The sequence below is a fragment of the Pseudomonas amygdali genome, assembly GCF_002699855.1.
Lineage (GTDB): Bacteria > Pseudomonadota > Gammaproteobacteria > Pseudomonadales > Pseudomonadaceae > Aquipseudomonas > Aquipseudomonas amygdali.
Genome location: NZ_LKBW01000113.1, coordinates 34,747 through 57,960, shown reverse-complemented (window position 1 = coordinate 57,960; position 23,214 = coordinate 34,747). Strand labels below are relative to the sequence as shown.

General features: G+C 59.9%; 13 protein-coding genes and 2 pseudogenes. 9 read left to right on the top strand and 6 right to left on the bottom strand.

Annotated elements, in window-relative coordinates; genetic code table 11:
* Positions 1 to 112: 112 nt before the first annotated feature.
* A pseudogene (locus AO277_RS10635) lies at positions 113 to 625 on the top strand (transporter substrate-binding domain-containing protein); the annotation flags it as partial.
* Here AO277_RS10635 and yccS read toward each other — a convergent pair.
* The 5 genes from yccS to aceE form a co-directional block, all read right to left on the bottom strand.
* The gene (gene yccS, locus AO277_RS10630; protein WP_099258964.1) at positions 588 to 2,786 is read right to left on the bottom strand and encodes a YccS family putative transporter; all 2,199 of its coding nucleotides are present in this window, start codon (positions 2,784 to 2,786) and stop codon (positions 588 to 590) included. The pseudogene AO277_RS10635 and the gene yccS sit on opposite strands and share 38 nt — an antisense overlap.
* 136 nt (positions 2,787 to 2,922) lie before the next feature.
* Positions 2,923 to 4,101 (bottom strand): BaiN/RdsA family NAD(P)/FAD-dependent oxidoreductase, encoded by a 1,179-nt coding sequence (locus AO277_RS10625; protein WP_044318011.1) that lies wholly within the window; start codon positions 4,099 to 4,101, stop codon positions 2,923 to 2,925.
* Between the two features lie 296 nt (positions 4,102 to 4,397).
* Complete coding sequence (gene dbpA / locus AO277_RS10620; protein WP_080899182.1) at positions 4,398 to 5,777, bottom strand: ATP-dependent RNA helicase DbpA; 1,380 nt, start codon at positions 5,775 to 5,777, stop codon at positions 4,398 to 4,400.
* Between the two features lie 299 nt (positions 5,778 to 6,076).
* Positions 6,077 to 7,723: a dihydrolipoyllysine-residue acetyltransferase gene (gene aceF / locus AO277_RS10615; protein WP_044318010.1), complete on the bottom strand. Its 1,647-nt coding sequence runs from the start codon at positions 7,721 to 7,723 to the stop codon at positions 6,077 to 6,079.
* A gap of 142 nt (positions 7,724 to 7,865) precedes the next feature.
* Positions 7,866 to 10,511, bottom strand: coding sequence for a pyruvate dehydrogenase (acetyl-transferring), homodimeric type (aceE, locus tag AO277_RS10610; protein WP_044318009.1), 2,646 nt, complete (start codon positions 10,509 to 10,511; stop codon positions 7,866 to 7,868).
* Positions 10,512 to 10,895: 384 nt separating this feature from the next.
* On the opposite strand from aceE, the gene glnE reads away from it, so the two are divergent.
* From glnE to AO277_RS10570, 8 genes are all read left to right on the top strand, one after another.
* Positions 10,896 to 13,853 carry a bifunctional [glutamate--ammonia ligase]-adenylyl-L-tyrosine phosphorylase/[glutamate--ammonia-ligase] adenylyltransferase gene (gene glnE, locus AO277_RS10605; protein WP_044318008.1) on the top strand — a complete coding sequence of 986 codons (2,958 nt, stop codon included), beginning with the start codon at positions 10,896 to 10,898 and terminating at the stop codon, positions 13,851 to 13,853.
* 129 nt (positions 13,854 to 13,982) lie between these two features.
* Positions 13,983 to 15,017: a lipopolysaccharide heptosyltransferase II gene (gene waaF / locus AO277_RS10600; RefSeq protein ID WP_044318007.1), complete on the top strand. Its 1,035-nt coding sequence runs from the start codon at positions 13,983 to 13,985 to the stop codon at positions 15,015 to 15,017.
* Between the two features lie 2 nt (positions 15,018 to 15,019).
* Complete coding sequence (waaC, locus tag AO277_RS10595; RefSeq protein WP_044318006.1) at positions 15,020 to 16,084, top strand: lipopolysaccharide heptosyltransferase I; 1,065 nt, start codon at positions 15,020 to 15,022, stop codon at positions 16,082 to 16,084.
* Positions 16,084 to 17,205 carry a glycosyltransferase family 4 protein gene (locus AO277_RS10590; RefSeq protein ID WP_002551770.1) on the top strand — a complete coding sequence of 374 codons (1,122 nt, stop codon included), beginning with the start codon at positions 16,084 to 16,086 and terminating at the stop codon, positions 17,203 to 17,205. The genes waaC and AO277_RS10590 overlap by 1 nt, the downstream gene beginning before the upstream one ends.
* Positions 17,205 to 18,011, top strand: a complete 807-nt coding sequence (gene rfaP, locus AO277_RS10585) for a lipopolysaccharide core heptose(I) kinase RfaP (protein WP_005731084.1) — start codon at positions 17,205 to 17,207, stop codon at positions 18,009 to 18,011. Before AO277_RS10590 ends, rfaP begins: the two co-directional genes overlap by 1 nt.
* On the top strand, positions 18,011 to 18,745 hold the full coding sequence (locus tag AO277_RS10580; RefSeq protein WP_044318005.1) for a lipopolysaccharide kinase InaA family protein: 735 nt from the start codon (positions 18,011 to 18,013) through the stop codon (positions 18,743 to 18,745). Before rfaP ends, AO277_RS10580 begins: the two co-directional genes overlap by 1 nt.
* Positions 18,742 to 19,521 carry a lipopolysaccharide kinase InaA family protein gene (locus AO277_RS10575; protein ID WP_044318004.1) on the top strand — a complete coding sequence of 260 codons (780 nt, stop codon included), beginning with the start codon at positions 18,742 to 18,744 and terminating at the stop codon, positions 19,519 to 19,521. Before AO277_RS10580 ends, AO277_RS10575 begins: the two co-directional genes overlap by 4 nt.
* Positions 19,521 to 20,966 carry a lipopolysaccharide kinase InaA family protein gene (locus tag AO277_RS10570; RefSeq protein WP_044318003.1) on the top strand — a complete coding sequence of 482 codons (1,446 nt, stop codon included), beginning with the start codon at positions 19,521 to 19,523 and terminating at the stop codon, positions 20,964 to 20,966. Before AO277_RS10575 ends, AO277_RS10570 begins: the two co-directional genes overlap by 1 nt.
* 10 nt (positions 20,967 to 20,976) lie before the next feature.
* Here AO277_RS10570 and AO277_RS10565 read toward each other — a convergent pair.
* Positions 20,977 to 22,855, bottom strand: a pseudogene (locus AO277_RS10565) (membrane-targeted effector domain-containing toxin); the annotation flags it as partial.
* Positions 22,856 to 23,214 lie beyond the last annotated feature (359 nt).

Genomic DNA, 23,214 nt, shown 5'->3' with positions numbered 1-23,214 from the left:
CGTTTTTTGGTCTCTGACGCCATGTGTAAGCCTGTGCTGAGGAGGGATCGACTCAATTTCGGCTATGATAACCGATTTCAAAATCCCACAATTTGCAGCCGCAGGCTGCCCTGTTCTGATCAACGCATGGTTCAGCGAAGATCGCACAAAAATTGGTCAGTTTTCAGCCGAATACCTGCTTAATAGGGTGCGCTTCATCAAACGCAAGGAATCGGCTATCGAGGTTCGGAGCCATGAACAACTGCACAATTACATGATTGCGGTTGTACGCGGTTATGCCTATTCCCCTGCGTTTGACAGCGACAGTCTGCTCAAGAAGGTTCCCGTACAAAACTTCTCCACAGCCGTACGCATGCTCGCTGCCGAACGTGTGGACCTGACACTGGAGGACGAATACGTCGCTCGCTATAACCTGGCGATGGAGCCCGACGAGGTTCGCGACCGTGTCGAGTTTCTACCCGGCTCGTTGAGCGAGAACAGTCTGCATATTCTGGTCAGCCTGAAAAACCCTCAGCACGCAAAAATCGTCGCCGATTTTGATCGTGAAATTGCCGCCATGAAGGCCGACGGCACCTACGACGAGCTGTTCAGACTGCATGGGCTGCAACAGCCTCCGGAGCTTTGATCAGGTGGGCGGCAAGGGTGCGTAGCGGTGCCAGCTGGCGGCAGATCAAGGCTAGCTGAGCCTGTACCAGACGCTGGCTTTCGTCCATCTCTTCCGGTAGCTGTTCCAGTTGCGCGGCCAGTGCTTCCTCTGCGTCACTCTGTACGGCGACAGGTTTCTTCTCGGCCAGCCCTGCGGCGATTTCGTCGATACTGGCTGCCAGCGTAGCGCCGACGTTATCGATCAGGTGTTCGCGGACATCGCCAGGCAACTGTGTATCACGGTGCGCGCCGAGGCCGGAAAGGTAGCTCAGCAGCGTATGTGACAGGACCAGAAAGCGGAAACCGACATCGGCCTCCTTGCGGAAGTGACCGGGCTCCATAAGCATGTTTGCCAATGTGGTCGACAGCGCAGCGTCGGCATTGTGTGCGTTGCGTCGCGCCAGTCGATAGGCAAGGTCGTCACTCTTGCCCTTGGCGTACTGCTGCATGATCTGCCGCAGGTAAATGCTGTTGCAGGTCAGGGTGTTGGCCAGCACCTTGTTCAGGCGTCGTCCTTGCCAGTCCGGCAGGAACAGGAACACCGCGAGCCCGGCGATCAAGCTGCCCAGCAGCGTATCGAACAGCCGTGGCAGGAACAGCCCGTAACCGTCGCCGACCTGATTGAAACAGAACAGCACCATGACTGTGATGGCGGCGGTCGACAGGGTGTAGCGCGTGGTGCGATTGACGAAGAACACCAAACCGGCCAACACCGCGCACATCGATTGCAGAATCGGACTGGTAACCAGATCGAACAGTACCCAGCCGACCGTCAGACCTATTGCCGTACCAATGATCCGCTGGCCGAGTTTGCGCCGGGTGGCGCCGTAGCTCGGCTGGCAGACAAACACCGTGGTCAGGATGATCCAGTAGCCCTGTGACGGGTGAATCAGGTGCACCATCGCATAACCGATGGTCAGCGCCAGCGGCAGGCGCAGGGCGTGGCGGAACAGCAGTGAGGTCGGGGTCATCTGCAGGCGCAGGCGGGTCCAGACATCCTTGAGGTTGCGCGGCGAGCGGTCCAGCAGGCTGCTGTCGGTGGCATCGGCCACGGCGTCCGGGTTGCTGGCGTCGCTGATCAGGCGATCCAGTGTGCCGAGGTTGGCAGCCAGCGCACGCAGCGAACGCAACAGGCCACGCCACGCAGGGTTGCTCTGGATGCGCAGGTGTTCCAGAGAGGCGTGCAGGTCTTCCATGGCTTCGGCGAAGCTGGGGTCATACACGAACGGCTGCCGCAGCTGGATGGATTCTGACAGCGCCTGGCAGGCAACGCCCTGTTGACGCAGCAGGCGCTGGCAGCGGAACAGCACATCGCTGTGGAAAAAGGCGTCGGCCAGTGAGTTGTAGGGGGAGTGCGACGAGCTGGCGCGCTCGTGGATGTCCTGGGCGATGAAATACAGCTTCAGGTAGCGGCTGACTTTCGAACCGGGGCGGCCGCTGCCAACGCGGTGCAGGATGATTTCCTTGGTGGAGTTCAGCGCGGCGACCACTTTGCCATTCTGCTGCGCCAGTTCCAGACGACGGGCCTCTACATTGAGTGTGCGGATCGGCTCAAACAGCGTCGACTTGAGTTTCAGGTACTGCCCCAGCTCACGGAACAGCCGGGCCAGCACCTGTTGCACCGGCTGGTTGGAAAACAGCATCTGCCACAGCACTGACAGCAGGCCATACCAGGCTGCACCCGCCACCAGCAGCATCGGCTCATGCCAGAAGTCCAGTACCTCACCGCCGCGCTGATCGACGCCGATCATGGTGTAGACCGAGAGGATCAGCGTGCCGTAGGCGATTGCGCCATACCGCTCACCCAGCGCGCCGAGCATGGTCAGGCAGAAGCTGGCCAGCGCCAGCGAGCAGACAAACAGGATGGGGTAGGGGAAGAGCAATTCGACGGCGAGGGCGGCGATGCTGAAACACACCAGTGTCACGGCCAGGGCATTGAGTCGGCCTTGCCAGCTATCGTCAGTCTCTGCCAGTGCGCAGGCAATAATCCCCAGAAACAGCGGGATCAGCAATGCCATCTCGTTTTGGTACCAGCACAGCGCCATGCTGCCGGTCAGTGCGATAAAGACTCGAACGCTATAGCTGAATTTATCCAGCGCCCACAATCGACGGAATGTATGACGGAGAGATTTCGATGCCATGGGTAAGCTTACGGCCCTGTTCGCAATTGATCAATTCTGCAGGAGGATATGTACAGACCAAACGACTGGCTGTACATCCGCTTGGCAAAATTTATACCGGTTTGCAGTGTCGTGATGTTACGCCACGCGCACTACGTCACACGTACTGCGCCGCTGCGTAGGCCGAGGCCCACGCCCACTGAAAGTTGAAGCCGCCCAGATGACCGCTCACGTCGAGTACTTCGCCGACGAAATAGAGGCCAGGGGATTTCAGCGACTCCATGGTCTTGGACGACACTTCACGGGTATCGATACCGCCCAGCGTCACTTCAGCGGTGCGATAACCCTCGGTGCCTGCCGGGACCACCTTCCAGCTCGCCAGTTTTTCGGCGATGTCGGACAGTTCGGCGTGGGTGTACTGCTTCATGGGCTTGGACACGAACCAGTGTTCGGCGATCAGGTTGGCCATCTTTTTGGTGAAAATCTCGCCCAGCAGGGTTTTCAACTCGCTGTTGGGACGCTCGGCCTGTTGCTGACTGAGCCAGGCGGGCACATCGTGATCGGGCAGCAAGTTGATTTCCACGGTGTCACCGGGCTGCCAGAACGAGGAGATCTGCAGGATCGCCGGGCCACTGAGGCCGCGATGCGTGAACAGGATGTTTTCGCGGAAGCTGGTGTCATTGCAACTGACCAGGCAATCCACCGATGTGCCCGAAAGCTCGGTGCATAGCTCCTTGAGCTGATCGGTGATGGTGAACGGCACCAGGCCTGCGCGGGTGGGCAGCAGCGTGTGGCCGAACTGCTTGCCGACCTGATAGCCAAAGCCGGTCGCGCCCAGCGTCGGGATCGACAGCCCGCCCGTGGCGATGACCAGCGCCTCGCAGCTCAACGTGCCCAGCGTGGTTTGCAGGCTGTAGCCGGATTCGGTTTTGCCGATCTGCTGCATGGAAGTGTCCATGTGCAGGCTGACACCGGCCTGACGGCATTCCTCCAGGAGCATTTCCAGAATGTCGCTGGACTTGTTGTCGCAGAACAGCTGGCCGAGTTTTTTCTCGTGATACGGCACGCCATGTTTGGCGACCATCGCAATGAAATCCCACTGGGTGTAGCGCGCCAGCGCCGATTTGCAGAAGTGTGGGTTCTGCGACAGGAAATTGGCCGGCTCGGTGTACATGTTGGTGAAGTTGCAGCGTCCGCCGCCGGACATGAGGATCTTCTTGCCAGGTTTATTGGCGTGATCGATCAATATCACTCTGCGCCCGCGAGCGGCAGCGGTGAACGCACACATCAGACCAGCGGCGCCAGCGCCAATGATTAAAACGTCAGTAACGGGCACAGCGTGGTTCCTCGATCTGTAGGTCACGATCGTTCCCATGCTCCGCGCTAAGCTATATACAAGCCTGTTTTTGATTCTGGCCGAAGGCCGTGGGAGCGGACCGGGCGACGCTTCGCTTGTTCGCGAAAGGGCCGGTATGTTCTCCGAAGATTTATCGTCTGAACTACCGTCTTCGCGAACAAGTTCGCTCCCACGCCCTACGGGCAGAGGCCTGAAAACCGCGTTTTCAGGACCTTCGGGGCCTGTATATGATGCTCGGCGCGGAGTGTAGGGACTATCAGGGTCAACTATAAACTTTACAAAATCCGCACGCGCAGCGACTTGCCTTTGATCTTGCCGTTGTTCAGACGCTCCAGAGCCTGTTTGGCCATGCTGCGCTCGACGGCGACGTACGCCTGGAAATCGAAGATCGCGATCTTGCCCACCTGAGTGCCTGCAATACCCGCTTCGCCAGTCAGCGCGCCAAGAATGTCGCCCGGACGCAGTTTGTCCTTGCGACCCGAGCCGATGCACAGCGTCGTCATGGTCGGTAGCAGTCTGCCGCCTTCCTTGACGCTTAGCTGATCGTACTGCTGCCAGTTCAACGGGGCTTTCTGCAATTCTTCGATAGCGCGGGCGCGCTGGCTTTCCGACGGTGCCACAAGGCTGACCGCGATGCCTTTTTCGCCTGCGCGACCGGTACGGCCTACGCGGTGAATGTGGATTTCCGAATCGCGCGCCAGCTCGACGTTGATCACCATGTCCAGTGCGTCGATGTCCAGACCGCGCGCGGCCACGTCGGTGGCGACCAGTACCGAGGTGCTGCGGTTGGCGAACATCGCCAGTACCTGATCGCGGTCGCGCTGTTCCAGATCACCATGCAGACCGACGGCAGACATGCCTTTGGCGGTCAGGTGGTCGACCACTTCCTGAACCTGCTGCTTGGTGAAGCAGAACGCCACACAGGACGCCGGACGGAAATGACCGAGTACCTTGACCACCGCTTCCAGACGCTGTTCCGGAGAGATTTCATAGAAAATCTGCTCGATCTGGCTGTCGGCGTGCAGCGCTTCGACTTTTACGGTCTGTGGGTCACGCATGAATTTCGACGACAGCTGCTTGATGCCGACCGGGTAGGTCGCGGAGAACAGCAGGGTCTGACGGCGCTGCGGGGTCTGCTCGATGATGTCGGCGATGGCGTCGTAGAAGCCCATGTCCAGCATGCGGTCGGCTTCATCGAGGATCAGCGTGTTCAGGCCGTCCAGCACCAGCGAACCCTTGCGCAAATGTTGCTGAATACGCCCCGGCGTACCGACGATGATGTGCGCGCCGTGCTCCAGCGAGCCGATCTGCGGGCCGAAAGACACGCCGCCGCAGAGGGTCAGCACCTTGATGTTGTCTTCCGAGCGCGCCAGACGGCGGATTTCCTTGACGACCTGATCCGCCAGTTCGCGGGTCGGGCACATGACCAGTGCCTGGCAACCGAAGAACCGCGGGTTGATCGGGTTGAGCAGGCCGATACCGAAGGCAGCGGTCTTGCCGCTGCCGGTCTTGGCTTGCGCGATCAGGTCCATGCCCTTGAGGATCACCGGCAGGCTCTGCGCCTGAATCGGTGTCATTTCGGCGTAACCAAGCGACTCCAGGTTAGCCAGCATGGCAGCGGACAGAGGCAGAGAATTGAAAGCGGTGTTAGTCACGACGGTGGACCTGCAAAACAAAAATGTCGCGTAGTGTATCACCCGCCAGTCAGACCTGGCACCGCGATAAAGGTCGTGGGAGCGAGCTTGCTCGCTAAGGGGTCCGTACAACCCCAGAAGATGGTCGTGAGCAATGCGGATCGCCGCCCCGGTCACTCCCACAGAATCCAGCAATGAGCGCGGAGCATGGGCGCGATAGCCAGGCAAAAAAATCCCCGCTGGAGGGCGGGGTTGAGGTTCGAGCGTGGCAGCTCGCAAAGGTGTACAGCAAGGCCCGTCCGGGAACGGGCCTGCAGGGCTTACAGCAGGATTGTACGAATGTCCGCCAGCAATTCGCTCAAGCGCTTGGTGAAGCGGGCAGCAGCTGCGCCGTTGATCACGCGGTGATCGTAGGACAGCGACAGCGGCAGCATCAGTTTCGGCTGGAAGGCTTTACCGTCCCAGACGGGCTGGATGGTTGCCTTGGAAACACCGAGGATCGCCACTTCCGGCGCGTTGACGATCGGCGTGAAGCCGGTGCCGCCAATGTGGCCGAGGCTGGAGATGGTGAAGCACGCGCCCTGCATGTCGTTTGCAGTCAGCTTTTTGTTACGTGCCTTTTCAGCCAGTGCTGCGGCTTCGGCGGCCAGCTGCAACAGGCTCTTCTGATCGACGTCGCGGATAACCGGTACCAACAGGCCATCCGGGGTGTCCACGGCAAAGCCGATGTGCACGTACTTCTTGCGAATCACGGCCTTGCCGCTAGGTGCCAGCGAAGCGTTGAAGTCCGGCAGCTCCTTGAGCAAGTGGGCGCAGGACTTGAGCAGCAGTGGCAGAACGGTCAGCTTGACGCCAGCCTTCTCTGCAGCACCTTTCTGCGCAACACGGAAAGCTTCCAGGTCGGTAATGTCGGCCTGGTCGAATTGCGTGACGTGCGGAATGTTCAGCCAGCTGCGGTGCAGACCCGAAGCGCCGAGTTGCATCAGGCGCGTCATCGGTACTTCTTCGATCTCGCCGAAACGGCTGAAATCGACTTCCGGGATCGGCGGAATGCCCGAGCCGCCGCTTGCGCCGCCAGCCGGAGCGTCCTTGGCCTTCTGCATCATGGTCTTGACGTAAACCTGAACGTCTTCTTTCAGCACGCGGCCGTGTGGGCCGGTGGCGCTGACCGCGCTCAGCTCGACGCCGAACTCGCGTGCCAGCTGACGAACAGCCGGGCCTGCGTGAACCTTGGCGCCGTCTTTGGCCGGTGCAGCCGGAGCAGGTGCTGCTTCGGCTTTCGGCGCTGGAGCAGCGGCCGGTGCAGCCGCTTCAGCCTTGGCAGGAGCGGCAGCCGGTGCGCTGGCAGCAGGTGCCGGAGCTGCGGCGGGCGCTGCGCCTTCGACTTTCAGTTTGAGGATCAGGTCGCCGGTACCGACTTCCTGGTCCAGCTTGACTTCGATGCTCTCGACAACGCCTGCTGCCGGAGATGGGATCTCCATGCTGGCCTTGTCGGATTCCAGGGCGATCAACGACTGATCAGCCTGAATGGAGTCACCGACCTTGACCATCAGCTCGATGATTTTGGCCTTGCCCGACGAGCCGATGTCCGGCACGTGGATGTCCTGAACGCTGGCGCTGGCTGCCGGAGCAGGCGCAGCCGCGGCAGGTGCCGGTGCAGCTTCAGCCGGTTTTTCGGCAGCAGCAGGTGCCGCGGCAGGTTCGGCTGCGGGGGCAGGTGCGGCAGCTGCTTCGCCTTCCACTTCCAGCTCGAACAGCTCGTCGCCTTCTTTCAGGCGGTCGCCCAGCTTGACCTTCATGGCCTTGATGACGCCAGCCTTGGGAGCAGGGATTTCCATGCTCGCCTTGTCTGATTCCAGCGTCAGAATGCTCTGGTCGGCTTCGATGCGATCACCGACCTTGACCATCAATTCAATGACTTCGCCTTCACCGTTGCCGATGTCGGGTACACGAATTAACTCACTCACTATGTCTCTCCTTAGGAGAACCTGTTCACTCACCAATACGCTGGTTCAGTTACAACGAAACAGCGTTGGATGCTCATTTACGGTAGGTAAATTCCGCATCCTCGGCTGTTTACGCTCTGATCAGCGCTCTTGAAGCAGACTCTTAGCAGTCCAGTGGATTGCGTTTTTCAGGATCGATGCCGAACTTGGCGATGGCTTCCGCCACCACTTTAGGTTCGATATCGCCACGATCCGCCAAAGCTTCCAGGGCTGCCAGCACAACGAAGTGACGATCGACTTCAAAGAAGTGACGCAGCTTCTTGCGGCTGTCGCTACGGCCGAAACCGTCGGTGCCCAGGACTTTATACTCCTTGGTTGGAACCCACTGACGAACCTGGTCAGCGAACAGCTTCATGTAATCCGTCGATGCAATGACCGGGCCTTTGCGACCGTTGAGGCACTGCTCAACATAGCTCAGTTCCGGCTTCTGGCCAGGGTGCAGGCGGTTGTTACGCTCTACAGCCAGACCGTCGCGACGCAGTTCGTTGAAGCTGGTAACGCTCCAGACGTCAGCGCCGATGTTGAACTCGTCACGGAGAATCTTCGCCGCTTCGCGAACTTCACGCAGGATGGTGCCCGAGCCCAGCAACTGGACGTGGTGCGCCGCTTCCCTGGTGTCTTCTTCGAGCAGGTACATGCCCTTGACGATGCCTTCTTCCGCACCGGCCGGCATGGCTGGCTGGGTGTAGGACTCGTTCATCACGGTCAGGTAGTAAAAAACGTCCTGCTGCTCTTCGAACATCCGGCGCATGCCGTCCTGGATGATCACTGCCAGTTCGTAACCGTAAGTCGGGTCGAAGGTGCGGCAGTTCGGGATGGTCGACGCCAGAATGTGGCTGTGACCGTCTTCGTGCTGCAGGCCTTCGCCGTTCAGCGTGGTGCGGCCGGCGGTGCCGCCGATCAGGAAACCACGGGTGCGGCTGTCGCCAGCAGCCCATGCCAGGTCGCCGATACGCTGGAAACCGAACATCGAGTAGAAGATGTAGAACGGAATCATCGGCTGGTTGTGGCTGGAATACGAAGTACCGGCAGCGATGAAGGAGGACATGGCGCCCGCTTCGTTGATGCCTTCCTCGAGGATCTGGCCTTTCTTGTCTTCGCGATAGAACATCACTTGTTCTTTATCGACTGGCTCGTAGAGCTGGCCGACCGACGAGTAGATGCCCAGCTGGCGGAACATGCCTTCCATACCGAAAGTACGGGCTTCGTCCGGGATGATCGGCACGATGCGCTGACCGACTTCCTTGTCCTTGACCAGCTGCGCCAGGATGCGCACGAAAGCCATGGTGGTGGAGATTTCACGTTCGCCCGAACCGTCAAGGATGGCCTTGAGGGTATCGAGTGGCGGCGTCGGCAGGCTGAAGCTCTGCGCGCGGCGCTGAGGTACGAAGCCACCCAGCGCAGCACGACGCTCGCTCAGGTAACGGGCTTCGGCGCTGCCTTCTTCCGGCTTGTAGAACGGCAGGGCTTCGAGTTCGGAGTCCTTTACCGGGATGTCGAAACGGTCACGGAAGTGACGCAGGCTGTCGACATCGACCTTCTTGGTGTTGTGTGCAGTGTTTTTCGCTTCGCCGGCGCCGGTGCCATAACCTTTGATGGTCTTGGCCAGAACCACGGTCGGTTGACCCTTGTGGTTGACGGCTTCTTGGTAGGCCGCATAAACCTTGTACGGGTCGTGGCCACCACGGTTGAGTTTCCAGATCTCGTCGTCGGACAGATCGGCAACCATTGCCTTGAGTTCAGGCGAGTTGAAGAAGTGCTCGCGGACGAACGCGCCGTCCTTGGCCTTGTAGTTCTGGTATTCGCCGTCGATGACTTCGTCCATACGACGTTGCAGGATACCGTCGACGTCCTTGGCCAGCAGTGGGTCCCAGAAACGGCCCCAGATGACTTTGGTGACGTTCCACTGAGCACCGCGGAACACGCCTTCCAGTTCCTGGATGATCTTGGCGTTGCCGCGAACCGGACCGTCGAGGCGCTGCAGGTTGCAGTTGACGACGAAGATCAGGTTGTCGAGCTTTTCGCGACCGGCCAGAGCGATGGCGCCCAGGGATTCCGGCTCGTCGGTCTCGCCGTCACCCAGGAAGCACCAGACTTTCTGCTTGCCTTCCGGGATATAACCGCGGTGTTCCAGGTACTTCATGAAGCGTGCCTGGTAAATTGCCTGGATCGGGCCAAGGCCCATCGATACAGTCGGGAACTGCCAGAAATCCTTCATCAGCCACGGGTGTGGGTAAGACGACAGGCCGTTGCCGTCGACTTCCTGACGGAAGTTGTTCATCTGGTCTTCGGTGATACGGCCTTCGAGGAACGCACGGGCATAGACGCCTGGCGATGCGTGACCCTGGAAGTAGATCAGGTCGCCGCCGTGTTCGTCGGTCGGGGCCTGAAAGAAGTAGTTGAAGCCGATGTCGTACAGCGTGGCGCTGGAGGCGAAGCTGGAGATGTGGCCGCCCAGATCCGGGTCGTTCAGGTTGGTTTTGACGACCATTGCCAATGCGTTCCAGCGCACCAGCGAGCGAATGCGGCGTTCCATGAACAGGTCGCCAGGCATGCGTGCTTCGTGGGTGACAGGAATCGTGTTGCGGTATGGCGTAGTGATGGCGTACGGCAGCTGCGAACCACTACGGGTGGCCAGCTCGCCCAAACGGGTCATCAGGTAGTGAGCGCGGTCTTCGCCTTCTTTGTCGAGAACCGATTCCAGGGCGTCCAGCCATTCCTGGGTTTCGACGGGATCGAGGTCTTGCATGGCTTGCTCCAGGGCGGAAAGGCTTCCAGAATCGGTTGCCTGAGTTTGCGACTGGCCTTGTGGGCAGACGACATAAATTCTTGGATTACCGGAGGGTGGGATCCTGCGGCGTGTAGTTTTACTACAAATCGACGACGATTTCAGCCCTCCGAGTATCGGACCCAGTAGTAAAACTACAGAGAAGCGACTCAATCGCTCCTGTTGTCTTGTAACTTAAGACGTTACTGTTGATTGCTATTGAATATCTTGCAGGGAAAAAGCGGATTTTTATGCTTCTAATTTGATTTTTCCAGCAATTTATAACCTTTGTTCGACAAGCGGTGCTGGCAGATGCGTCTTGCCGTCATGACAGACGGGCGTTTGCACGCCGATCAAGGATAGACCATGAGCCTACCTTTACTGGCTGAATTTCCGGCCATTCTGCTGCCATTGATTACCCGTGCCCGCCAGACGTTCCAGGCCGCGCTCACTGCTTTGTCAGAGGACGCGCTGGCGTCTTTCGAGGCCTGGCCCGAGGAGCGCCGCAAGGCGTTCGACAGGGTTGGCGCTGCCAGTGATTTTGTCACCGAGCAAATTTGCCGTGACCCGCAGATGCTCCTGCAACTGGCCGATTCGGGCGAGCTGGAGCGTAGCTTCTCTGCTGGCCAATTGCGCGGTCAGATTGCCGATGCCCTGTCGAGCGCCGCGAGTGATGACGAGCTGGGGCGTAATCTACGTCGGCAGCGCGCACGCCAGCAAGTGCGAATCATCTGGCGCGATCTGACCCGTCAGGCAGATTTGATCGAAACCTGCCGCGACCTGTCGGAAATGGCCGATGCCTCGATCGACCTGGCCTACCAATGGCTGTATCCACGGCACTGCGAGCAGTTCGGCACACCTACCGGTCGTCACTCGGGGCAGCCGCAGCACATGGTCATTCTTGGCATGGGCAAGCTGGGCGCGGTCGAGCTGAACCTTTCGTCGGACATTGACCTGATCTTTGCCTACCCGGAGGGCGGCGAGACGCAGGGCACCAAGCGTGCGCTGGACAATCAGGAGTTTTTCATTCGCCTGGGGCAACGGCTGATCAAGGCGCTGGACCCGGTGACTGTCGATGGTTTCGTGTTCCGGGTCGACATGCGCCTGCGGCCCTACGGTTCTTCCGGGGCGCTGGTGCTCAGCTTCAACGCGCTGGAGCAGTATTACCAGGATCAGGGCCGCGACTGGGAACGTTACGCGATGATCAAGGCGCGAGTGGTCGGCGGCGATCAGACGGCAGGTGCCGAGCTGCTGGATATGTTGCGCCCGTTTGTGTATCGCCGTTATCTGGACTTCTCGGCCATTGAAGCGCTGCGCACCATGAAGCAGCTGATTCAGCAGGAAGTGAAGCGCAAGGGCATGGCGGAAAACATCAAGCTCGGTGCCGGGGGTATTCGCGAAGTCGAGTTCATCGCCCAGGCGTTCCAGCTGATCCACGGTGGCCGCGACCTGAGCCTGCAACAGCGCCCGCTTTTCAAAGTGCTGAAAACCCTTGAAGGGCAGGGTTATCTGCCTTCGGCGGTGACTGAAGAGCTGCGCGAGGGTTACGAGTTTTTGCGTTATACCGAGCACGCGATTCAGGCGATTGCCGACCGTCAGACGCAAATGTTGCCGGACAACGATCAGGATCAGGCACGCATTGCCCTGATCATGGGCTTTGCCGACTGGGTCAGTTTTCACGAGCGCCTTATGTACTGGCGCAGTCGGGTGTCCTGGCATTTCCGTCAGGTCATCGCCGCCCCCGATTCTGATCCTGACGATGAGCAGCAGGACGACAGTGAGGTCGCGGTGGGTGGCGAGTGGCTGCCCCTGTGGGAAGAGTCCCAGGACGAGGAAGCCGCGGGTCGCCAGCTGTTGCAGGCCGGTTTCGTCGATGCGGAAAAGGCACTGAAAAATCTGGCCAGCCTGCGCAGCAGTCCCAATCTGCGTTCGATGCAGCGTCTGAGTCGTGAGCGGCTGGATGCGTTCATCCCTCGGTTGCTGGCTCAGGCGGTAGAGCATGAGAAGCCCGACCTGGTGCTGGAACGTGTGCTGCCGCTGGTAGAAGCGGTCGCCCGGCGCTCGGCGTATCTGGTGTTGCTGACCGAAAACCCCGATGCGTTGCGACAACTGCTGACCCTGTGCGCTGCCAGCCCATGGATTGCGGAGCAGATCGCACGCTTCCCGCTGCTGCTCGATGAGCTGCTCAATGAAGGTCGCCTGTTCAATCCGCCGTTGGCACCAGAGCTGGCGGCCGAGCTGCGTGAGCGGCTGATTCGTATCCCGGAGGACGATCTCGAGCAGCAGATGGAAGCCCTGCGGCATTTCAAGCTGGCCCACAGCCTGCGGGTTGCGGCGTCCGAGATATCTGGCAGTCTGCCATTGATGAAAGTCAGTGATTACCTGACCTGGCTGGCCGAGTCCATTCTGGACCAGGTGCTGGCGCTGGCGTGGCGCTACAGCGTGGCTCGCCACGGCACGCCCTCGCGCCCGGACGGCACGTTGTGCGACCCAGGTTTCGTGATTGTCGGCTACGGCAAGGTCGGCGGCATCGAGCTGGGGCACGGCTCCGATCTGGATCTGGTGTTCATTCATGATGGCGATCTGGAGGCCGAGACCGACGGTGCCAAACCGATCGACACCGCGCAGTTCTTCACTCGTCTGGGGCAGCGGGTGATCCATTTGCTGACCACGCAAACCAACTCCGGTCAGCTGTATGACGTCGACATGCGCCTGCGGCCGTCGGGTGCATCCGGGTTGCTGGTCAGTTCGCTGGGGGCCTTCGCCCGTTATCAGGCCAATGAAGCCTGGACCTGGGAGCATCAGGCGCTGGTGCGTGCGCGGGTGATGACCGGCAGTCGCGATGTTGGCGAGCAGTTCGAAAAAGTCCGTGCCGATGTGCTGGGGCGCGAGCGTGATCTGGACAAGCTGCGCGCCGAAGTCAGCGAGATGCGCGGCAAGATGCGCGACAACCTCGGCACCCGCGTGACAGCAGCCGGAAGGGCGGCCAATGCCTTCGAGGCGTCGGTGCCGTTCGACCTCAAGCAGGACGCCGGAGGTATCGTCGATATCGAATTTATGGTGCAATACGCCGCCTTGGCGTGGTCCAGAGAGCATCCAGCGCTGCTGCAATACACCGACAACATTCGGATTCTCGAAGGGCTTGAGGACGCCGGACTGTTGCCTGGCACGGACGCCGGCCTGTTGCGCGAAGCCTACAAGGCGTACCGCTCGGCAGCGCATCGTCAGGCTTTACAGAAGCAGGCGGGCGTGGTCAGCGGCGATCAGTTTCATGCCCAGCGGCGTGAGGTGATGCGGATCTGGACGCAGATGGGTTTGAGCTGAGCCGCGCGGCAACGCCATATTCCGCTGCAACACTATATAAAGCTATGACAGGGAGGCGACAGGTTGTGTGGGGATGTCACGCAGTCTGATCGGCCTCCCTGATCGTTTCTGGTCGTTTTTGGATAGAACATGAAAATTCTGATCGTTGGGCCTAGCTGGGTCGGTGACATGGCGATGGCACAAACGCTGTTCCAGTGTCTGAAACAGCGTCATCCCGAGTGCGAAATCGACGTGCTGGCCCCTGAATGGAGCCGTCCGATACTGGAACGCATGCCGCAGGTTCGTGCTGCGCTCAGTTTCCCGCTGGGTCACGGTGCCCTCGAGCTGGCGACCCGTCGCCGGATCGGCAAGTCCCTGGCTGGCCAATACGATCAGGCTATCCTGCTGCCCAACTCGCTGAAATCCGCTTTGGTGCCCTTTTTTGCCGGTATACCGAAGCGTACCGGCTGGCGCGGTGAATTCCGCTATGGCCTGCTCAATGACGTGCGCACCCTCGACAAACAGCGCTATCCGCTGATGATCGAGCGTTTCATGGCTTTGGCATTCGACAAGAGCACCGAATTGCCGCGTCCTTATCCCAAGCCCAGCCTGCGCATCGACACCGCGACTCGCGATGCGGCGTTGAGCAAGTTCGGGCTGACCCTCGATCGTCCGGTGCTGGCACTATGCCCAGGTGCAGAGTTCGGCGAGTCCAAGCGCTGGCCTGCCGAGCATTACGCACAAGTCGCCGACGCCAGCATTCGCGAAGGCTGGCAAGTCTGGCTGTTCGGCTCGAAAAAGGATCACCCGGTCGGCGAGAGTATTCGCCAGGAACTGATTCCCGGTCTGCGTGAGGAGTCGGTCAACCTCAGTGGTGAAACCTCGCTGGCCGAAGCCATCGACCTGCTCTCGTGTGCTGACGCGGTGGTGTCCAACGATTCCGGCCTGATGCATGTGGCCGCAGCGCTGAACCGCCCGCTGGTGGCCGTCTACGGTTCGACCTCGCCGGGCTTCACGCCACCGCTGGCCGACGCAGTGGAAGTGGTGCGCCTGGGTATAGAGTGCAGCCCGTGCTTTGAGCGCACCTGCCGTTTCGGCCATTACAACTGTATGCGTCTGCTTGAACCGGACGCCGTGATTCAGGCGCTGAGCCGCCTGAACAGCACGCCGGTGGAGGTCGCCTGATTTTGCGGGTACTGCTGATCAAGACTTCTTCGCTGGGCGATGTGATCCATGCCTTGCCCGCACTGACCGATGCGCAGCGAGCGCTGCCCGGCATCCGCTTTGACTGGGTAGTGGAAGAGGGTTTCGCCGAAATTCCCGCCTGGCACCCAGCGGTCGACAGGGTGATCCCGGTGGCGATCCGCCGCTGGCGCAAGCACCTCTGGCAGACCTTCAGGTCGGGGGAGTGGCGGCGCTTCAAACATCAGGTGCGCGAACAGCGCTACGATCTGGTGATTGACGCTCAGGGCTTGTTCAAAAGTGCCTGGCTGACACGTTATGTCGATGCGCCGGTGGCGGGGCTGGACCGCGACTCGGCACGCGAACCGGTCGCCAGTCGCTTTTATGACCGCGCTTTTGCAGTGCCGCGCGGGCAGCATGCGGTCGAACGACTGCGTCAGTTGTTCGCTCAGGCATTGGGTTATTCACAGCCGTCCGGTATGGGCGACTACGGCCTCAAGCCCCTGGCGACTCTGGATGACACGTTGCAGGCTCCGTTCGTGCTATTCCTGCATGGCACAACCTGGGACACCAAGCACTGGCCCGAGTTGTACTGGCGACAACTGGCCGAACTGATGGCGGCTCGCGGCCTGCAGGTGCAATTGCCATGGGGCAACCCGGCAGAAAAGGCACGCGCCGAGCGCATTGCCGACGGTCTGGACAGCGCACACGTGCTGCCGAAATTGAATCTGGCGGGTGTAGCGCGGGTATTGGCCAGCGCACAGGCCTGCGTTGCGGTGGATACCGGAATCGGACACCTGGCCGCCGCACTGGACGTGCCGACCATTTCCCTGTTCGGCCCGACCAACCCGGGCCTGACCGGAGCGTATGGCAAGTCGCAGGTGCATCTGGCCAGCGACTATCCGGGCTGCACACCTTGCCTGCAAAAGAAATGCACGTACCAACCGACCGCCGATGATCAGCGCCGGTTCGACCTTAAACGCGAGTGGCCGATGTGCTTCACTCGTTTGAATCCCGAGCGAGTAGCGAGCCAACTGGGCGCGCTGTTGCTGGCAAAGGAACTTGGCTGATGCAACTGGCTTTTGTACTCTACAAATACTTTCCGTTCGGCGGTCTGCAACGCGATTTCATGCGCATTGCTCTGGAGTGCCAGCAGCGCGGCCACCAGATCCGCGTCTACACCCTGATCTGGGAAGGCGATGTGCCGCCCGGTTTTGAAGTGCTGGTAGCGCCGGTCAAGGCTTTCTTCAATCATCGACGCAATGAAAAGCTCACGGCGTGGATGGAAGCAGACCTGGCCAGGCGCCCGGTGGACCGTCTGATCGGTTTCAACAAGATGCCCGGTCTGGATGTGTATTACGCCGCCGACGGCTGCTTCGAGGACAAGGCGCAGAACCTGCGCAGCCCGCTGTATCGCAAGTGGGGCCGTTATCGCCACTTTGCTGACTACGAGCGCGCGGTGTTCGCTAAAGATTCGAAAACTCAGGTGTTGATGATTTCCGAAGTACAGCAGCCGCTGTTCATCAAGCATTACGACACCCCGCCGTCGCGCTTTCATTTGCTGCCACCGGGCATTTCCCAGGATCGCCGCGCACCGCCGGACGCACCAGACATCCGTGCTGGCTTTCGCAAGGAATTCGGGCTTGCCGACGAAGACCTGTTATTGGTGCAGATCGGCTCCGGTTTCAAGACAAAGGGCGTCGATCGCAGCCTGAAGGCGCTAGCGGCGTTGCCTGCCGAGCTCAAAAAGCGTACCCGCCTGTTTGTAATCGGCCAGGACGACCCCAAAGTATTCCAGTTGCAAAGCGCGGCGCTGGGCCTGGGCGACCAGGTGACGTTCATGAAAGGGCGCAGCGATATTCCGCGTTTTCTGCTGGGCGCCGACCTGCTGATTCATCCGGCTTACAACGAGAATACTGGCACCGTATTGCTTGAAGCACTGGTCGCCGGTTTGCCGGTTCTGGTCAGTGCAGTCTGCGGGTACGCCCATTACATAGCCGAAGCTGACTGCGGGCGGGTGCTGGACGAGCCGTTCGATCAGGTACAACTCAATCGCTACCTGTCGGACATGCTTGAGGATGATGACGCGCGCAGCGCCTGGGGTCGCAATGGCCTGGCCTTTGCTGACACAGCGGACCTTTACAGCATGCCGCAACACGCTGCGGATGTGATTCTGGCGGAGCACTATTGATGAAGCTGTTCCTGGCTGAACCGTTCAAGAGCCTGTGGGCCGGACGCGATGCGTTCGTCGAGGTCGAGGGCCTGAGCGGCGAGGTCTACCGCGAGCTGGAAGGACGCCGCACGCTGCGCACCGAGGTCAACGGGCGTGGCTACTTCGTCAAGATCCACCGTGGCATCGGCTGGGGCGAAATCGCCAAGAACCTGGCTACTGCCAAGTTGCCGGTGCTGGGCGCGGGCAAGGAGTGGGACGCCATCGAGCGTCTGCATGAAGTCGGCGTGCCGACCATGACGGCCGTGGCCTATGGTGAACGTGGCAGCAACCCTGCCGCGCAGCATTCGTTTATTGTCACTGAAGAGCTGGCCCCGACTACCAGCCTGGAAGACGTAAGCCTCAACTGGCGCACCCAGCCGCCCGAGCCCCGTCTGAAAAGAGCGTTTATCGCCGAAGTTGCCCGCTTGGTCGGCATGATGCACCGCGCCGGCGTGAACCATCGCGACTGTTACATCTGTCATTTTCTGCTGCACACCGATACGCCGGTCACCGCTGACGATTTCAGATTGTCGGTCATCGACCTGCACCGTGCTCAGACCCGACGTGCGATCACGCCGCGCTGGCGCAACAAGGACCTGGCCGCGCTGTACTTTTCAGCGCTGGACATTGGCCTCACGCGACGCGACAAGCTGCGTTTTCTCAAGGGTTATTTCCAGAAACCGCTGCGCGAAATACTGCTCAAGGAAGCGCCGCTGCTGAGCTGGCTGGAGAAGAAGGCCGACAAGCTGTATCAGCGCAAAGTGCGCTACGGGGATGCGCTCTGATGGCGGGCTGGAAGCTTGAGCCCGAGTACGCTTTTCTGCAGCAGGATTTCGGCAGTCTGGATTCCGTGTTTGCCTTGCAAGGCCAGCAGTTGACCCGAGACCCGCTGTCCGACGTCATCCGCGTCGAGCGCGCCGGGGTTTACTACTACGTCAAACGCTACGTAGGTGCGGGCAAAGGCCTGCGCCGTTACATCGGCAAGCCCAGGGTCAAGTCCGAGTGGCAGAACCTCAAGCGTTTTGCCAAATGGGGCATTCCCACGGCAGAAGTGGTGGCCTGGGGGCTGGAGCGCAACGGCGCAGCGTATGATCGCGGCGCACTGATCACTCGCGGCTTGCCCAATACCGAAGACTTGTCTGCGCTGGCGCAACGCAAGGATCCGCGACTGGCCGACCGGCAATGGGTCGACGCTGTAAGTCACCAGCTGGCTGCCTGTACCCGGACCATGCACGACAACCATTTCACACATAATGATTTGAAATGGCGCAACCTGTTGGTTGATGACGAAGGCCGGCTGTTTTTCATCGATTGCCCTAATGGCGCATTCTGGTGGAGCTTCATGCTGCGCTATCGGATCACCAAGGATCTGGCGTGCCTGGACAAGGTCGCGAAGTATCACTTGTCGGCCACCCAGCGCCTGCGCTTCTACCTGCAGTACCGTCAGCGAACACGGTTGAACGCCTCCGACAAGAAACGTATCCGACATATCGTCAGCTTTTTCGAGGGCCGTGAATGAGCGTTTTTATTGCCAGTGCCGACCAGCCGTTACTGGCGCGTCACAACCTGGCTGATTTTGAATCGCTTTGGAACATCAGGCTCGATGCGGTCGACGAGCCCAATACCGGGCGCGGCGGCTGGAGCAGTGTGTTCCGTCTCGACCTGGACGGTCAGGGGTTTTACCTCAAGCGCCAGAGCAATTACCTGACCCACACGTTGCATCATCCGTTTGGCGAGCCGTCCTTCTCTCGTGAGTTTCGTAACATCAGTCGCTACCGCAAGCTGGGCATTCCAGCGCTGCAAGCGGTGTTTTATGGCGAGCGCAAGGTCGACGGGGAATACCGGGCGATCCTCATGACGCGTGCGCTGGACGGCTGGACCGATCTTGACGAACTGTTGCAGCAGTGGAACCAGATGGAGAGCGTCCAGCGTCTGGCGGTACTTCACGCCTGCGGCCAGTTGGCGCGCACGCTGCACGGCGCCGGACAGGTTCATGGCTGCTTTTATCCCAAGCATATTTTTCTGCAGGCGGTGGGAAAGGGCTACCAGGCGCAATTGATCGACCTGGAGAAAACCCGTCCGGTGATCTCCGGCAAGCGTGACCTTGCCCGGGACCTCGAACCGCTGCTGCGCCGCGCGCCGATGTGGAATGAGGCCGATCGCCGCGAACTGTTGGCGGCTTATCTGCAAGCCACTCCGGACAGCTTGCTGGTCGATGCCTGGAATGCGCGTTTGGGCAAGCGCAGCGCTCACAAACGAGACCTTCAACACCGCGATGATAAAGAGACCCGTTGATGCGCTTGTCTGAACTCAAGAATGCCGGACGTACCCCCGAGTTGCCGATGAGTCTGACGCTGGCCGATGCTGCCGGTTCGGCTGAACTGCAATTATTGACCCTGCTGCGGGTATTGCCGGGGCAGCGCTATGTGGGCGCAGGCGTTTGGCGAGGCCGAACGGTGCTGGCAAAACTGCTGGTGGGCGACAAAGCGGCCCGGCACTTTCAGCGTGAACTGGCCGGGGTGCGTCTGCTTGCCCAACAGGGGCTGACCACTCCGCTGCTGCTGGCCGACGGTTTGCAGGATGGCGAGGGTGGCTGGCTGCTGTTCGAGTTTCTGGAGCAGGCGTCAAGCCTGGGCGATGCCTGGAATGCTGTCCAGCACCTGCCACCGCTGGCGGATGAGCAGCAAGCCGTGCTCGGCGAGGCGCTGAGCGCCATCGCTCAACAGCACGCCAAAGGCTTGTGGCAGGAAGATCTGCATCTGGACAATCTGCTGCGCCACCAAGGCCGGCTGTACCTGATTGATGGTGCTGGCATTCGCGCCGAGCAGGCCGGCAAACCGTTGTCCCGGCAAAAGGTGCTGGAAAACCTCGGCGTGTTCTTCGCCCAGTTGCCCAGGTCTTTCGAGCCCTTCACTGAAGAGTTGCTGGTGCATTACCTGTTGAGCAACGCCGAACATGGTTTGCCGATGGAGGCGCTGCAAAAGCAGATCGACAAGGTTCGCAGCTGGCGGCTCAAGGACTTCATGAGCAAGACCGTGCGCGATTGCAGTCTGTTCAGCGTCGAGGACAGCGCTTCGGTGTTCCGTGCTGTTCGTCGCGAGGAAGAACCCGCGATGCTACCGGTGCTGGCTCAGGCTGATGCCCTGCTCGGCAAGGGGCATCTGTACAAGACCGGTGGCGCTGCGAGCGTCGGCCGTGTCGAAATCAGTGGTCGTACGCTGGTCATCAAGCGTTACAACATCAAGAATTTCAGTCACTGGCTCAAGCGCTTCTGGCGTCCCAGCCGGGCCTGGCATTCATGGCGCGAAGGTAACCGCCTGATATTTCTCGGCATCGCCACGCCAAAACCGCTGGCAGTTCAGGAAAAGCGTTTTCTCGGCTTGCGCAGCAAAGCCTGGCTGGTGACCGAGTTTATCGAGGGACCGGACATCATCGAGCGCTTCGCTCCCCATGTGGCAACCGGTGATGCACCAGAGGCCGAACTGCTGGCGCTGGACACGCTGTTCGCACAGCTTATCCAGGCGCGTATCAGTCATGGTGATTTCAAGGGGCATAACCTGTTCTGGCACACCGATCGCTGGGCGATGATCGACCTGGATGCCATGCAGCAGCACAGTTCTCAATCGTCCTTTGCAGCAGCCTACGCGCGTGACCGGGCGCGGTTTATGCGCAACTGGCCGGTGCAGAGTGCGCTGCACCAGATACTGGAGCAGCGCTTGCCGAAGATCACGCCAGACTGAGCCTGGCCTCTCAGGCAATGCGGGTGAGGTTCATCGCCTCGAGGGCCGTCACCAGCGCGTCCATGTCGTCGAAGGGTTTGAGGTGGATACGCGGCCAACGCACACGCTCCAGATACAGTTTGCCCTCGGCATTGCGCTGCACCGGTGTGCGATGAATCCATGTGTCACGAGCACGATGGACGATGGTCTGCAAATCGCCTTCGCCCTGTTGCACCAGAAACATTCCCGGCTTGAAGAGGCGTTGGTCAATGCTCAAGAGCCTGGCTGACTCTGGGCGCGACACTTCCATAGCCACTCGGTAATCGCCCTTGATGTAGACCTGTTCATTGGTTATGCCTCCCGTAACAAGCTCTCCCGGATCCGGTACTACGCCGGTCGATTTCCCTGGTGCCACATCGATAACCCGCAGACCGATCCCTCCTTGCAGTTCTGCAATACCGGGTACAACGCCCTGGTAGGTATTGGAATGGCTGTTGCCAACCAGCGCGATCCATTTGTGGGAACCCATCACGTCCTGATGCCTGCGGATTGTGCGCGACGCAAAGTAATTCATCATCTGCTGGCGGGTGATGGACTCTTCCCTGGCAATGCCTTTGAGGTGATAGCTGCTTGCGCAGTCGATAGCGCGGACCTCCAGGCCGTACTGCCGCGCCTTGATGATCAGTTGTTCGAAGTTATAGACCTTGTCCGGATCGGTGTGATGCCCACGGTCCAGGATTTTCAGGTCATGCAACAACGTTTTGCTCATCTGGCCGGTTTCGAAGAAACGATCCAGGTCCGCCTGATGCAGGTCGGTCAGCAGGTGCTCCATGTACAGCGTCTTGACGTTTTGCCGCGCCAGCAATGGCAGGTTGTCGATAATCAGTTTTTTGCTCGAAACAGAAAAATGCGACTCGCCGATAACGATGCCTTCCGTGTGACGGTACAGGGTTTCAAGCAGCCCCGCCGTGCTCGTCTGTGGCTCGATGGCTGGCAATGTCGGGCGAGGTGGCAGTTGGGCTGATCTGATCGTGGCGGCGTCCTTTTGCAGATTTTTGCGGCGCTGGGCGAACGTATTGCGAACAGTGTCGAGTTTTGTGTCTTCAAAAAAATACTCCATGTCGAGCCCTTTCCTTTCGAAGTTCGCCAATGTATGAAGCGTCGTTCTGGTATCAAGCGGCATCTCATAGGTCGCGTCGGCCAAGGATTGCTGGATCGCTGTCATCGGGCTGTCGGCAGTCCACTCTTCGGGTGGTACGCGTAGCCAGGTAGTGTTTTCGCCGTGGACAAACCCGTACTGGCCCGCCCAATGCTCGCCCTCGGCAACGGAGCCCCTCAGTTCTCGGATCAGCATGTCATCCACAGGGGTGGCGGGGGGGCAGCGGAATGCCCGGCAGCGCAGGGTCGGCAAACGCGATGGTGAAGTCACAGCGAGTCGGCGTGTTTTGATGCGGCCCGTCGGTACCTTCACTTATGCGGGTCGGGCGTCCTGCCGGTATGTCCTGAACATGCACACTGACGACCCCTTGCATCTCGGCAATGCCGGGCACCTGATCATGCGTCGTGGCAAGTTTCTGGTCGAGCAGTGCGACCCAGCGTTTGGAAGAGCCGGGTGCGATGTCCTGGCTGATGAGCCTGTGCCCGAAGAAGTTGCTCATTTTGCTGGCCGCTGCCGGATCATCAGCGGCGGCCAGCACCGAATGGCCGAAAAACGGGTAGCTTATCGACGAGCTGAACGGGCGCACTTCGATGCCGTGACGGTGGGCTTCCTTGATCAGGTGGTAGTAGTCGTATTCGCTGCTCGAGTTGTTCAAGGCGCCGCGATTGACGTCGTGCAGGTAGTACTTGAACTCATGAGAGCCAGAGCGACTCTTTTTGCCCAACTGGCGATATCTGGCCAGTTCGCGCAGTTCGAGCATGTAGGCAGGGCCAAGCAGGCCGCGCATGTCGATGGCTGCCTGAATCAGCGCCTGACGTGTTGCCCGGTCTTCAGTATCAGGTCGTTCGCACGCATGGCGAATGTCATTGCGCTGTTTGTTCAGCAGGCGATCCAGGGCATGCATGAAGGGGGTGGTGGTGACCGGCTGTAGTTGCAGGTCTTCAGCCTTGAATGGCTCAAGGTAAAGGTCGGCGTCCTGGATGATCTTGAAAAGCTGATCTTGATGACGCCTTTCCATCGTGTTCAGAAGAGCATCCTGCAACATCGCTGTGTTGAGCCAGCGCGCCAGGGTTGCGAGCATCAGTGCCTGCGTGGCAAAGCCCATGATAC

Excerpts from the sequence above, each read along its gene's own strand:
- waaF (WP_044318007.1), top strand. The coding sequence starts at position 13,983 with ATGAAAATTCTGATCGTTGGGCCTAGCTGGGTCGGTGACATGGCGATG.
- AO277_RS10580 (WP_044318005.1), top strand. The coding sequence starts at position 18,011 with ATGGCGGGCTGGAAGCTTGAGCCCGAGTACGCTTTTCTGCAGCAGGAT.
- glnE (WP_044318008.1), top strand. The coding sequence starts at position 10,896 with ATGAGCCTACCTTTACTGGCTGAATTTCCGGCCATTCTGCTGCCATTG.
- rfaP (WP_005731084.1), top strand. The coding sequence starts at position 17,205 with ATGAAGCTGTTCCTGGCTGAACCGTTCAAGAGCCTGTGGGCCGGACGC.
- AO277_RS10590 (WP_002551770.1), top strand. The coding sequence starts at position 16,084 with ATGCAACTGGCTTTTGTACTCTACAAATACTTTCCGTTCGGCGGTCTG.
- aceE (WP_044318009.1), bottom strand. The coding sequence starts at position 10,511 with ATGCAAGACCTCGATCCCGTCGAAACCCAGGAATGGCTGGACGCCCTG.
- AO277_RS10570 (WP_044318003.1), top strand. The coding sequence starts at position 19,521 with ATGCGCTTGTCTGAACTCAAGAATGCCGGACGTACCCCCGAGTTGCCG.
- AO277_RS10575 (WP_044318004.1), top strand. The coding sequence starts at position 18,742 with ATGAGCGTTTTTATTGCCAGTGCCGACCAGCCGTTACTGGCGCGTCAC.
- yccS (WP_099258964.1), bottom strand. The coding sequence starts at position 2,786 with ATGGCATCGAAATCTCTCCGTCATACATTCCGTCGATTGTGGGCGCTG.